Source organism: Nocardia carnea, from assembly GCF_029869215.1.
Classification (GTDB): Bacteria; Actinomycetota; Actinomycetes; order Mycobacteriales; family Mycobacteriaceae; genus Nocardia; species Nocardia carnea_B.
Window position 1 is genome coordinate 44,572 of the sequence record NZ_JARWPM010000399.1, and the last position, 10,967, is coordinate 55,538.

Consider the following 10,967-nt stretch of genomic DNA (forward strand, 5'->3'; position numbering starts at 1 on the left):
TCGCCACAATGACGAGCACCGGCAAGCCACTACCGAGCTACTTTCCCGCGTGGCTCGACCGGTGGGGCGCACGGCTGCTGAATCCCGGGATGCGGCGGGTTGCGCCGTGGCTTCCGGGGTACGCCGTCGTCGAGCACACCGGCCGCCGGACCGGCCGGCCTTACCTGACTCCGGTCACCGTGTTCCGCAAGGGCCGGGTGATGGCGGTGGTCCTGTTCCACGGCGAGACCGACTGGGCGCGCAATGTCCTCGCCGCGGGAGGTGCGTCGCTGCGCTACCACCGGACGACGATCGCCGTGGGCGATCCCCGTATCATGCGTCCGCACCAGACTTGCGCGGACGTGCCGCGTATCGCACGGCTCGGCAACCGGCTGGCCGGGGTTCTCGTCGTCGATATCGAAAGACCGACCGTCCCGGCATGAAGGTGGCGGCCTATCCCGCCCGCCGGTCGATACGAACACCGAAACGCGCGGCGAGGACACCGAGCAGCGCACCCGCCGCCGTGGGCGCCAGCAGCAGGCCCGCCCACAACCAGCGTGTCGGCCACATCTTCCACGCCATCTCGCCGAACATCTCGTCCGAATCCCGGTCGTAGCTCGCCCAATAGCAGCTGACCGTATTCGGTCCGAGCCACCACCACACCGCGGTCATGCCCACTGCCGCCAGACCGCACAGCACACCGACAAAGGTCGTGGCGAATACGGTGCTGCGCATCGCCGACCGGCTGTCTGCACTCATGAATCCCTTTCCGACGACCGCGGCGTGCGAGCGATACCCGCCGGCCGCTGCTGCGGAGGGGTCAGGTATCGGAACCACGGTCCGCAGATACATCGCGCTGCCGTGGGCTGTGTTTCAGCTCGCCCCGCCACCGCGCTCCCCCGGCTCTCAACGCCAGTCGTCGATGACGTAGACATCCGCACGGCTGTAGCCGGATTCGTTGGGCCGGTGCATGGCCACGCCCTGCAACCCGGTGCGATACCCGCGCTCGATCATGCGTCCGTAGGCGTCGGCGCGGGCCAGATTCATCCCGGCATCGACCCGCTGGAGCCCGCGATCGGCGGCGAGTTGCTCACAGGCGTCGAGGAGCCGTTCGAAGCGGTCCGCGGCGGCGCGCCCTGGGCGGACGGCTCCGAATTTCACGTAACAGACCCCGGCTCCCGCCTCGGAACCCGCCCCGAGGTGGCAGACGGCGAAACCGTCGAGGCCGGTATCGCCCTCGAGCAGTACGGTGTCGCCGATTGCCTGCTGCTGTACGGATTCGATCTCGCTTTCGAGATCCAATCCCTCGTACACGCTGTCGGTCAGTGCCCGGCACGACCGTAGGTACTCGGGGCGTTGCGCGGCCGTGAGCGTCGCGTAGGTCGGCGGCGGCATCGTGGACGGTCCGGTCACGGGTTTACCCATCACGGCCGTGAGAAAGCGTGGCCAGAAGCCGTACCGGCGATACAGCTCCAGATGCTTCGGGCTGTGCGCGAAGGTGAAGAGACCCGTATGCGTGGTGTTCCAGCTCGCGAACCGGTCCATAACCGGTTCCATCAATCGCCGGCCCACGCCCCGGTCCCACAGCTCCGGGCGCACCGTCAGCGGGCCGAAATATCCGACGCTGCCCCAATGCGCGGCGAAATTCGACCCGGCGAGCCGGCCGTCCGCGACAGCCGCGAAAGCGGCGTCCGGGTCCGCTGCCCAGCGGGTGCGGACCAGCTCGGCCGATCCGAAGGTGGTACGGGGATCGGGCAGGCCGAGGAATGTACCGAAGGCGACGCGGAAGATTTCGTCGGCCGCGTCGAGGTCGTGCCGGACCAGCGGACGTACCGAGACTGCTCCCGTCGACGAACCCATGTCTGCCTCCTTTCGCCGTGCCAGTGCCATCCCACCACGCGGCACACGCGCCGGGCGGTATCGACGCACCCGCCGCGGCCGGTCGTCATTCGTCGCCGGACTCGTCACTCATGCCACCCGAGTCCTCGATGGCTTCGTATCCGCCGGCCCGCTGCAGCCGAGTTGCGGCGCCGGCCACGCCCGCGGGATCGGTGCCCGGTCACGCAGGCGGTCGCCGGCCGGAACCCGCTATCCGACGCCGCGACCGGTGAAGTCGAAGGATCCCCCGTCGATGCCCCACGAGATGATCCGCTCGGGGTGGATCCGGATGATCGCGCGTTCCTGGGGCGGGAACGGCGGTTCCTCGTCGTCGAGTGCCTGGGCCGTACCGCGTACCTCGATACCGCGAATCACATAGGGCTCCACGGACACCTGCTGGTCGATTACGAACGACACCCGGCTGCCCGCCTCGATATTGCGGTATTTCCGGCTGCCACGCATCCGCATACCCCCGATATCGATCGTGCCGTCGGCGTTCACTCGATAGTTGGTCGGGTTGTTCTGCACGACCCCATCGGGCGACACCGTGGCCAGCCGGCCGATGCCGGCTTCGGCGAGGAACTGCTGTTCGTTGCTGGTGAAGGTCATTTCGGCTACTCCTCGGCGCTCCGGCCGGAGGCAGTGTGTGTTTCTCCGGCTCTGGTTTCTAGCATCGCTAGCAACTAGAGCGACAGTAACATCACCTCGCTACCTTGTCTAGCATCGCTAGTTCTCCGGCCGCCGGCCGGGAAGTCGTGCTCGAATCAGCCAGCGGTACATACCGGGAGACAGCCGCAGGGGTACGCGCCGGAGCCCTCTCCCCGGGCGAAGGCTCACCCGGCACCACGAGGGCACCGACCCTCGGAGTGAGTTCGACGAAGGAGGCTCCCGATGGCGGAGCGACGTTATCTGCACCTGAACCTGGTGGCCAACGACATCAACCTGCACCAGGGCGCCTACCGATACGAACAAGCCCACGGCGTTCCCGAGCGCAGCACCTTCGAGCGTTTGCTCGAATACGGCAGATTCGGCGACGAAGGCCTGTTCACTGCCCTGTTCGTCGGCGATATCCCCGGCCTGCCGAGCTCCCCGGCCTTCGACGGCGGGCCGGCCGAACCCATCACCGCGCTCACCGCGATCTCCCAGCACACCCGCCACGTCGGCCTGATCGCGACAGCGTCGACAACGTTCTACGACCCCTACAACCTGGCCCGGCTACTCGCCTCGCTGGACCAGGTCTCCGACGGCCGCGCCGGCTACAACGCCGTCACCTCGGTGATCGATCGTTTCGCTCAGAACTACAGCCTGCAAGACCATCTCTCCCGCGAAGAGCGCTATCACCGCGCCGACGAATTCCTCCAGGTCCTGCGAGCCCTGTGGGACAACCGATCCCTACGCCGCGCCCCCGACGGCCGCCCCCGCTTCCACGCCGACCCGATCAACCACGACGGCCCGCTGTTCCAGATCACCGGACCGCTCAACGTCGCGCCCAGCCGGCAGGGTCGCCCGCTGATCGCCCAGGCCGGCGGCTCGGGACCGGGCATCGAGGTCGCCGCCAAACACGCCGAGATGGTGTTCACCAACTCCGCCACCCGCGCGAGCGCCGCCGCCTACCACCGGGCACTCGACAAAGCCCTCATCGAGGAAGGCCGGCCACCCGGCACCGTCCCCGCCATTCCCGGCCTCATCCCCTATCTCGGCCGAACCACCGCGGAAGCCCAGGAGAAACTGCGCGAACTCGACAGCTACGTCGACTGGGCACCCCTCGCACCGGCCGCATTGGGACAGTTCGGCCTCGACGTTCCCCTCGGCGATATCGACGACCCGTTCCCCACCCACCTGCTACCGCGCCCCGAAGACGTCGAGCAGACGATCAAGAGCACCTTCGGCAATTACGTCGGCCTCTACAACTGGGCCCAGGAGCATTCCGGCGTCACCGTCCGCGACGTCGTAGCCCAGGCAGTCGGCCGCGGCGGCGCCACCCACCGCAAATTCATCGGCACCTACGACGACCTCGTCGACGATTTCGCGGCCTGGCACGAGGACGGCACCATCGGCGGCTTCAACCTCATGTTCGCCACCGGCTCCACAGCCATCCGCGAATTCATCGACGAAGTAGTCCCCCGCCTCATCGACCGCGGAATCTACCCCAGCACCCCCACCGACCTCCCCCTTCGCCAACGCTTCTGAACTCCCGTCCCGGCCGAGCACCGCCGAAGCCCAACGACCTCGCCAGGCTTTCCGCCGGACAGCATCTCGCTCGTCCTCTGCCGGTCGTCCCGTGGGTTCGGGCCACACGATCGCCGCCACCAGTACGACAAGCGGCAACCCGATCGCGACCACGAAACCCAGCGTGATCAACGCCCCTTGCTCTGCATCGACCACCGCGCGAAGGACAGCCACGGTAGCACTGTCTCGACATCGGCGATGTCCATGACCCTGTTCAACTCGACCGGGCCGAGATGATGCGGGCCGGGCAAGACAACCGCGTCCACGTCAGCGGCACGAACCTGGTCGAACAGTGGGAGCACGGAGGCGAGGTCGGGCCATATCACCCGATAGCCGAGATGACGTGCCAGGCGCCGGACCTGCGCCCGGTCCCATGACGGCGAAGTGCTGATATCCAGGTCTACGTATCCGAGTGCCGTCGGCCGATGTCGCATCAGGTGTCCCCTGTCCCTGTTCCCCTACAGTCGCTGATATGCACCCACCGCCGGGGAACACGTCGAACCCGGCGGCGGGTCCGTTTGAAAGCCTGCTGCAGGCAGGGGATCTGACGCTATGGCACTTTCAGGGAAGCGAGCTGAGGAGTACCACGTCAGTACTCGAGGCGGATCAGCTCGGCCAGCTCTCGCATCTCGGGCGTGAGCGTCCGCCGTTTGGCGATGATGCGGCCCAGAATGTCTCGCGCTGCACGCTGCTCTACAAACCAGGGCCGCGCTTCCCGGGACAGCCTTTCGAGGACTTCGAAAGCCAGGTCATAGCGACGCAACTCGACCTCGGCCAGCGCAACATCCAGAAGGTGCCGGTTCCGGTTGTCGGAAGTCGGTCGCAGATCCTGCGGAATTTCCCGGGCCAAGCGCAGCGCGAGATCGGGCCGATCGTCCACAACAGCGTTTTCGACTCGTTTCATCGCGACTGTAGCCGGATCGAAAGTCGTCCAATATTGGTGATAGGGAGCTCGTTCGGGCCGGACAGCGACCGCCGCCGCAGCCGCAAGCCGCATCATTTCGTCGGCTTCATCGGACCGGTTGTCACGGACGGCCGCCGCCGAACCACGCAGCAGCAGCCAGCCCCAGGTGGATACCTCCCGCGTCGTAGCCACCGACAACCGCGGTTCCACCCGATCGGCCCACTCCACCGCCAGGTTACGCACCCGGTCGAATCGCCGTTCCACGATCAGAAGCCAGCACAAGGTGATCACGGCAGAGGCCGCATCCAGCACGTCTCCGGTGGATTCCGCATCCGCCAGCGACCGGTTCAAGGCAAGCCGCGCGGGCTCCGGTTGGCGCGTTTGCACCAGCACCGACCCCGCGAGTTGCAATACCCGCGAACGCAACAACGGCGCAGCGGCATTTCCCTCCCGAATCAGACGCGGCAGGATCCGGGCGAGCTTCGCGTACTCGTTGTCGTGATACAACCGCGTGGCATGGGCCAGCACGGCCTCCACACCAGGCCCCGGCTCACCGTCCGCCGAAGCAGTGAGTGCGTCTCGCGTGGCCGCCCAAAGATTGCCGTTGCCGGTGCCCTCCGGCGGCATCGGGTCCGGACCGAGCAATTCGGTCAGCGGACGCCCGAGCGCCACAGCAAGCCGGCGCAACTATCGATCCGGGCGACGCGCTCGCCCTGCTCGAGCTTGCGAATGAGCGATAGGGACACCCCGGCCGCCTCGGCAAGCTCACGCTGAGTAAGACCGCGCCGCTTGCGGATGTTCTGGAGCCGTTCCCCGAGGTCCATAGGTACAAGGCTAAGCCCACCAGCACGCCACCGTATCGCTCGGCGGAATCCACGCCCACACGGCGTGGGGCAATATCCAGCGGCCAGGGCCGGACTGCCGAGGTCTCGACCCGCTCGATCGAACTGTCGGAAGCTGCACCGGCAAGGGTTCGTCAGTGTTGGCGGTAACGCTGAGACGGGTCCGCGGATTCGATCTGCCGGAGCTGAGCCGCGATCGCCGCTTGTTCGTCGGTCTGGGTTTCGCTCGGGTGATGGATCCACCAGCCCGGTCCCCACCGCAGCACCCGGCCGTACAAGGTCAATAAGAGACCTTCCTCGAAATCGGCCGCCTGCACACGGATGTCGCGAACCAGCGGATCGGGGTCGAATCCACCGTCGAACCGGCCCTTGCCGGGCACATACCGCTGAGAAAGCTCATCCCAGCAATCGAAAAACACCCACCGCCCCCCATCGGCCGGGGCATAACACAACACGCGCTTGCCCACCAGCAAGCTCGGCACTCCAAATGCAGCCTCGACCTCACTGCGGCGCACGTCACGGATACCCACCCAGTCCCGAAGGCGGGTCAGCGGCGACCACTCCTCCGCGGTGAGCAGACGCTCGACCGGCAGATAGCCCAGGCGGTGATACACCTCGGCATAGACCGACGCCACCTCGTCCGTACAGCGGCGCCCCCCGTCGAAGATCGCCGCGAAAGGTCCGTGGACTCCCAGTTTTCCGAAGCCCCGCAGAAACTCGCGAACATGCTCGTATTCATAGTCGCGCTCGTCCAGATAGCACAGATCTCGAAGCCGTTCTCCAGCCACCGACTCCATTTCCGGGCCGGACCGGGCGTACATCCCCGGCCGAGTAAACACCTGCTGCGCTTCTGCCAGCCAACGCTGCTTCAGCTCTTCCGATGACCGCACCCACCGAGCCTAGCCAGGACACCCTCATGCCCTATACCGGGCGTTTACCGCGCGTTCGCAGTGACAGATGCGCCGATCAAGTCTGTCGGCCGGCCGTCGATCGTCTTCGTATCTCGGTTCTTCCAGCAGAGCTCGCTCCCAAAGTCTTCCGCCAGCTCGCATACGTCCAGATCCATCCCCATGGTGGGGATTGCACTGGCCAAAATCCATTGCTGCCGGAGCGCTGTTCTGGATCAACGCGGCTGTCTGTATCAAGATTTCTGCTGGTAGATTGCCGTTTGTAGGGCAGGTGGGCCTCGAACCCCCGACGGCCATGTGACCACAGGGACGTGGAGCGAACTCACCGCACCCGACGGCTGCTACCGCGGCGCCCGCTACCACGGCTCGATCCAGCTACTGATCGAGCTGACCGGCAGCCGGATGGCTGGGAAGTGGGTCGGGTTCGGAAAGAATTTCGAGGTGAACACCGGACCATGGGAATTGGTTTTGCAGAATGCCTCGACGTCGAAGGCGGTCATCGACGCCTACAACAAGCCTCCGGAGTCGGATATCCAGGCGTAGCGCGCTGGTAGCCGGTTGATGCCAGTTCGATTCGCGCGGCGAGCTCGGCGCAGTCGACCGGTTGCGTGGTGTCGACGAAAACGGTGGGCGCGAGCCCGAGCGGTTCGGCTTGTTCGGCCCACGTCTCCCAGTGGTCGGCGAGGCGTTGCCGGTCTCGATAGAGATCCGAACGGCGCCTCGTCATGTATCGCTGCCTCGCCGTATCCGCCGGCACCCGACACCAGACCTCGACCACCCGGTCGGCCCGGACCGTTTCGATGCCGGCCGCCGCATATCGCAAGTCGCGAGGCTTGAACCACCATGAGTCGATGACCACGGATTGCGGCACCGCCCGAGCCAGCGCCCAGACCGTATCCATCGCAACACCCCCGAGTTCGGCGCCAACCTCCCGGTCATACACATAGGCTGCCAGCGCTTCCTTCACAGCGTCCTTCGAGAGGAACTGCGCGTTCAGTGTCGCGGCCAGCGCCCGACCCAATGTGGACTTGCCGGAGCCCGGGAGTCCGTTGATCAGGACCAGGAGTTTGTCCACCGGGCCATCTTGGCGGACCGCAGACTCAGTCGAGGTTTCCGCTGGTAGATTGCTGTTTGTGGGGCGGGTGGGGCTCGAACCCACGACCAATGGATTATGAGTCCACGGCTCTAACCGACTGAGCTACCGCCCCTCGTTGCGGCCAGGGGCCGCAGGGGTGGGTTGGTTCCCGGTGTGCTGAGCGGGGTGCCAATCAGGGCGGGTGCGGTACGCGGCGGACTGCCGGCGGCAGGCTGGGTCGTTAGGGTGGGGGCGTTGCCTACAGAGGAGGGGTTTGTGGCCGGGTTGTTCGTGCGGGCGTTGCAGGCGCATCAGTGGGTGTACGAGAACAGCGGTGGGCTGGTGGGGCATCGGCTGCTGTTCGGGAATCCGACGCTGCTGTTGCGGACCGTGGGCCGTAAGACCGGGCTGCCGCGGACTTCGGCGCTGACCTATGCGAAGGATGGGGCGGATTTTCTGGTGACCGCGTCGAACGGTGGGTCGCCGCGGCCGCCGGGCTGGCTGGCGAATCTGAAGGCGCGGCCCGAGTGTGAGATCCAAGTCGGGCGGCGCGCGATTCCGGTGGTGGCCCGGGCGACTCTGCCCGATGATCCGGAATACACGCGCCGCTGGGGGTTGGTGGACGCGGTGAACAAGGGCCGGTACAGCGAATACCAGAAGAAGACCCGGCGCCCGATTGCGGTGGTGGTGCTGTCGCCCGCGCGGGGAACGAATCAGTCGGAATAGCTTTCCGAGCCGACCCGCGCCCGAGTTCTGCGCGATACGAGGTCCTCCGGCGGCCGGCTGGCGAGATGGACGACGGAGGCAACGAGAATCAGGATTGCGAGTACTACCAATGCGGTAACCACGGCACGCACAGTAACGGGGCGCGGGGGGCGCTGCACCCGGGAACGGTCTATGCCCGTTCATGAATCACGTTGCTTTGGAGGCAAATTCGGAAGTAACCTAATATTCTTCGCACATGGGACACATACGCCGAATTATTTGAGACACAGGCGGCGGCCCGCGAACAATCTGTGGAAACGCGGGGTTCCAACGTATATCAAATTGATATAATTCAGGCGCGCCGCGCCGACCGGGAATCGAATAGCCAAGCGCTACAACAGGTTCACTACCCACGAGCGCGGATCGAAGAATCCGGCGGTATTCCCGAGCGCGTCATACCGAATGATACACGCAACTTCCGGTTACAGCCATTTCGCCGGCGAGCGGAACCCCCTGCGGGAGGGTCGATCCCCGGCCTCGGGTAGCGAATCGGTCGCCGGCAGCCCGGTCAGCTTCCGCCACCGCCGCCACCGCCGCCACAGCCTCCCCCACCACCACCGCCGCCACCACCGCCGCCACCACCGCCGCAGCTGCTCCCGCCACCGCCGCAGCTACTTCCGCCGCCGCTCGATCCGCTGTCCCCCGAACTCCAACCGCCGGAACCACTGTCGTAGGTCCAGGCGCCCGGGTAGGTTCCGCCTCCGGCACCCCGCCCCCTGCGCCCCGGGGACCCCGCCTTGCTGATCAGGAGGACGATTCCCACGATCACTCCCGCGCAGAGCAGGCCGATCATCATGAGGACGAAGAACCCCAGAAACATGTCCATGACTCCACGGTAGCGACGAGCAGTGCGGTGGCACATCGGATTTCACGGGCCGAGGCGGAGGGAGCACACACCTCCGATACCACAGCCGGGCAGCCTGGTGTCCGGTGCAACCGGATAATGGCGGTGTGTTTGCCTTCGCCCGGACCCGGCGCCGCCGTATCGACCCCGCCGCAGTGGAGCAGGCCGTTCGTGAACTCGAACTACCCGAGGCCGTGTACAAGACCTGCCCCTGGGAACCGCGCGACCTCGTCGCCACCGGATTGCGGCAGTGGTTGCGCTGCTGCGGGCCGGCGCTGGCCGACGATCAGGTGATCGGCATGCCGTCGCGGGCGGTGGACGAGGCGTGGCACGGGTTCATCCTGTGCACACGACGCTATGCCGATTTCTGTGATCGGGCCTACGGGCGGTTCCTGCACCACCATCCGGACGGGGCGGGCCCCGCCGGCACCGGCGATATGGCGGGGCAGCTGGGACGGACCGTTGTGGCCTGGTCGCTGGTCGCCCAGCCCGGCGAGGAGTGCGTACTGTGGGACCTGGATTCCCGGCTCGGGTTACCGGATCCCTGGGGTATCCCGGCGGCACGTGTCGCGGAGATCGAGGCCACACTGCGAGAACGCGCCCACCGGTATTGACCGGCTACCATTCCGCTAAATACGCCCGAAACGGGCAATCCGGAAACCGGCCGCGTATTCTTCTGCGGTATCTTCGGCGGGGTGAGTTACTCAGCCGCCGCAGCGGTCACCACCGAACTTGCCCTGATGCCGGGATTCCTCGACCCGGTCAATCTGCTCAATTCGTTCGGCACCTGGGTGTTGCTGGGCCTACTCCTCGTGGTGTTCATCGAATCGGGCCTGCTGTTCCCCCTACTGCCCGGTGATTCACTGCTGTTCACCGCGGGGCTCATCGCCGCGTCCAAGTCGACCGAAATCGAACCCTTCGCGCCCATCGGGGTACTCCTCGTCTTGATTCCGATCGCGGCGATCGCCGGCGACCAGGTCGGATATCTGATCGGGTCACGAGGTGGAACAGCGTTGTTCAAGAGCAACGACGCGAAGATCCTCAAGAAGTCCTATATCGACGAATCGCACGCATTCTTCGAGAAGCACGGGCCGGTCACCATCGTGCTGGCGCGGTTCGTGCCCATCGTCCGCACCTATGCACCGCTGGTGGCGGGCGCGGCGAAGATGAAGTATTCGGTGTTCCTCACCTACAACGTGCTCGGCGGCGTGCTGTGGGGCGCCGGGGTCACGATGCTGGGTTATCTGCTCGGGCAGATCGAGTTCGTGCGCGACAATATCGACTACATCTTCCTGCTGATCGTGGCGGTTTCGGTGCTGCCGATCGTGTGGGAGGTGTTCAAGCGTTACCGCTCGGGACGCGCGGGCAGTTCCGCACCGAAGGACAGCGAAGAACCGGTAGACCACCCCGCCGCCTGATACAGGCGGCATACCACGACGCGGGGGGGGGGGGGGGGGGGGGGGGGCCGGGGCGGGGGAGGGGGAGGAGGGGGGGCCCCGCCCCCGCGCCCCCCGGGGGGGGGGGGGGCGGGCGCCGGCGGCGG

The 10,967-nt window shown here is 66.3% G+C and carries 16 protein-coding genes and 1 tRNA gene; 6 read left to right on the plus strand and 11 right to left on the minus strand.

The features are described 5' to 3' along the window. The first annotated feature begins 8 nt into the window (after positions 1-8). Positions 9-422, plus strand: a complete 414-nt coding sequence (locus tag QH276_RS29130; protein WP_280400094.1) for a nitroreductase family deazaflavin-dependent oxidoreductase — start codon at positions 9-11, stop codon at positions 420-422. Between the two features lie 10 nt (positions 423-432). Here QH276_RS29130 and QH276_RS29135 read toward each other — a convergent pair whose 3' ends face one another. The 3 genes from QH276_RS29135 to QH276_RS29145 all read right to left on the minus strand — a co-directional run bounded on the left by QH276_RS29135 (position 433) and on the right by QH276_RS29145 (position 2,466). Further along, on the minus strand, positions 433-738 hold the full coding sequence (locus QH276_RS29135) for a hypothetical protein (protein ID WP_280400093.1): 306 nt from the start codon (positions 736-738) through the stop codon (positions 433-435). A 147-nt stretch (positions 739-885) separates the two neighbouring features. Continuing rightward, positions 886-1,839, minus strand: coding sequence for a GNAT family N-acetyltransferase (locus tag QH276_RS29140; protein WP_280400092.1), 954 nt, complete (start codon positions 1,837-1,839; stop codon positions 886-888). A gap of 228 nt (positions 1,840-2,067) precedes the next feature. Further along, on the minus strand, positions 2,068-2,466 hold the full coding sequence (locus QH276_RS29145) for a PPOX class F420-dependent oxidoreductase (protein ID WP_280400091.1): 399 nt from the start codon (positions 2,464-2,466) through the stop codon (positions 2,068-2,070). A 282-nt stretch (positions 2,467-2,748) separates the two neighbouring features. Between QH276_RS29145 and QH276_RS29150 the strand changes: the two genes are divergently transcribed. Then, the gene (locus QH276_RS29150) at positions 2,749-4,047 is read left to right on the plus strand and encodes an NtaA/DmoA family FMN-dependent monooxygenase (RefSeq protein ID WP_280400090.1); all 1,299 of its coding nucleotides are present in this window, start codon (positions 2,749-2,751) and stop codon (positions 4,045-4,047) included. A 167-nt stretch (positions 4,048-4,214) separates the two neighbouring features. On the opposite strand, the gene QH276_RS29155 is transcribed toward QH276_RS29150, so the two are convergent. From QH276_RS29155 to QH276_RS29170, 4 genes are all read right to left on the minus strand, one after another. After that, a complete protein-coding gene (locus QH276_RS29155; RefSeq protein ID WP_280400089.1) occupies positions 4,215-4,520 on the minus strand; it encodes a hypothetical protein in 306 nt (101 codons plus the stop codon). A 155-nt stretch (positions 4,521-4,675) separates the two neighbouring features. Next, positions 4,676-5,527, minus strand: coding sequence for a hypothetical protein (locus QH276_RS29160; RefSeq protein ID WP_280400088.1), 852 nt, complete (start codon positions 5,525-5,527; stop codon positions 4,676-4,678). A gap of 113 nt (positions 5,528-5,640) precedes the next feature. Further along, complete coding sequence (locus QH276_RS29165; protein WP_280400087.1) at positions 5,641-5,814, minus strand: helix-turn-helix domain-containing protein; 174 nt, start codon at positions 5,812-5,814, stop codon at positions 5,641-5,643. Between the two features lie 152 nt (positions 5,815-5,966). Next, complete coding sequence (locus tag QH276_RS29170; protein WP_280400086.1) at positions 5,967-6,722, minus strand: hypothetical protein; 756 nt, start codon at positions 6,720-6,722, stop codon at positions 5,967-5,969. Between the two features lie 315 nt (positions 6,723-7,037). On the opposite strand from QH276_RS29170, the gene QH276_RS29175 reads away from it, so the two are divergent. Further along, the gene (locus tag QH276_RS29175; RefSeq protein WP_280400085.1) at positions 7,038-7,283 is read left to right on the plus strand and encodes a hypothetical protein; all 246 of its coding nucleotides are present in this window, start codon (positions 7,038-7,040) and stop codon (positions 7,281-7,283) included. On the opposite strand, the gene QH276_RS29180 is transcribed toward QH276_RS29175, so the two are convergent. Together QH276_RS29180 and QH276_RS29185 are read right to left on the minus strand one after the other, a co-directional pair. Further along, a complete protein-coding gene (locus tag QH276_RS29180; protein ID WP_280400084.1) occupies positions 7,237-7,815 on the minus strand; it encodes an AAA family ATPase in 579 nt (192 codons plus the stop codon). The two genes, QH276_RS29175 and QH276_RS29180, sit on opposite strands and share 47 nt — an antisense overlap. Before the next feature lie 59 nt (positions 7,816-7,874). Beyond that, positions 7,875-7,948 (minus strand) — tRNA-Ile (locus QH276_RS29185). 143 nt (positions 7,949-8,091) lie between these two features. On the opposite strand from QH276_RS29185, the gene QH276_RS29190 reads away from it, so the two are divergent. Beyond that, positions 8,092-8,541, plus strand: a complete 450-nt coding sequence (locus QH276_RS29190; RefSeq protein WP_280400083.1) for a nitroreductase family deazaflavin-dependent oxidoreductase — start codon at positions 8,092-8,094, stop codon at positions 8,539-8,541. Here QH276_RS29190 and QH276_RS29195 read toward each other — a convergent pair. Together QH276_RS29195 and QH276_RS29200 are read right to left on the minus strand one after the other, a co-directional pair. Next, positions 8,529-8,663: a hypothetical protein gene (locus QH276_RS29195; protein ID WP_280400082.1), complete on the minus strand. Its 135-nt coding sequence runs from the start codon at positions 8,661-8,663 to the stop codon at positions 8,529-8,531. The genes QH276_RS29190 and QH276_RS29195 overlap by 13 nt on opposite strands. Before the next feature lie 425 nt (positions 8,664-9,088). Beyond that, complete coding sequence (locus tag QH276_RS29200; protein WP_280400081.1) at positions 9,089-9,406, minus strand: hypothetical protein; 318 nt, start codon at positions 9,404-9,406, stop codon at positions 9,089-9,091. Between the two features lie 125 nt (positions 9,407-9,531). On the opposite strand from QH276_RS29200, the gene QH276_RS29205 reads away from it, so the two are divergent. Together QH276_RS29205 and QH276_RS29210 are read left to right on the plus strand one after the other, a co-directional pair. Continuing rightward, the gene (locus QH276_RS29205) at positions 9,532-10,038 is read left to right on the plus strand and encodes a glycine-rich domain-containing protein (RefSeq protein WP_280400080.1); all 507 of its coding nucleotides are present in this window, start codon (positions 9,532-9,534) and stop codon (positions 10,036-10,038) included. Between the two features lie 126 nt (positions 10,039-10,164). Beyond that, positions 10,165-10,842, plus strand: coding sequence for a VTT domain-containing protein (locus QH276_RS29210; protein ID WP_280400124.1), 678 nt, complete (start codon positions 10,165-10,167; stop codon positions 10,840-10,842). Positions 10,843-10,967: the final 125 nt, after the last annotated feature.

Excerpts from the sequence above, each read along its gene's own strand:
- QH276_RS29165 (WP_280400087.1), bottom strand. The coding sequence starts at position 5,814 with ATGGACCTCGGGGAACGGCTCCAGAACATCCGCAAGCGGCGCGGTCTT.
- QH276_RS29145 (WP_280400091.1), bottom strand. The coding sequence starts at position 2,466 with ATGACCTTCACCAGCAACGAACAGCAGTTCCTCGCCGAAGCCGGCATC.
- QH276_RS29130 (WP_280400094.1), top strand. The coding sequence starts at position 9 with ATGACGAGCACCGGCAAGCCACTACCGAGCTACTTTCCCGCGTGGCTC.
- QH276_RS29210 (WP_280400124.1), top strand. The coding sequence starts at position 10,165 with ATGCCGGGATTCCTCGACCCGGTCAATCTGCTCAATTCGTTCGGCACC.
- QH276_RS29135 (WP_280400093.1), bottom strand. The coding sequence starts at position 738 with ATGAGTGCAGACAGCCGGTCGGCGATGCGCAGCACCGTATTCGCCACG.
- QH276_RS29155 (WP_280400089.1), bottom strand. The coding sequence starts at position 4,520 with ATGCGACATCGGCCGACGGCACTCGGATACGTAGACCTGGATATCAGC.
- QH276_RS29140 (WP_280400092.1), bottom strand. The coding sequence starts at position 1,839 with ATGGGTTCGTCGACGGGAGCAGTCTCGGTACGTCCGCTGGTCCGGCAC.
- QH276_RS29200 (WP_280400081.1), bottom strand. The coding sequence starts at position 9,406 with ATGGACATGTTTCTGGGGTTCTTCGTCCTCATGATGATCGGCCTGCTC.
- QH276_RS29150 (WP_280400090.1), top strand. The coding sequence starts at position 2,749 with ATGGCGGAGCGACGTTATCTGCACCTGAACCTGGTGGCCAACGACATC.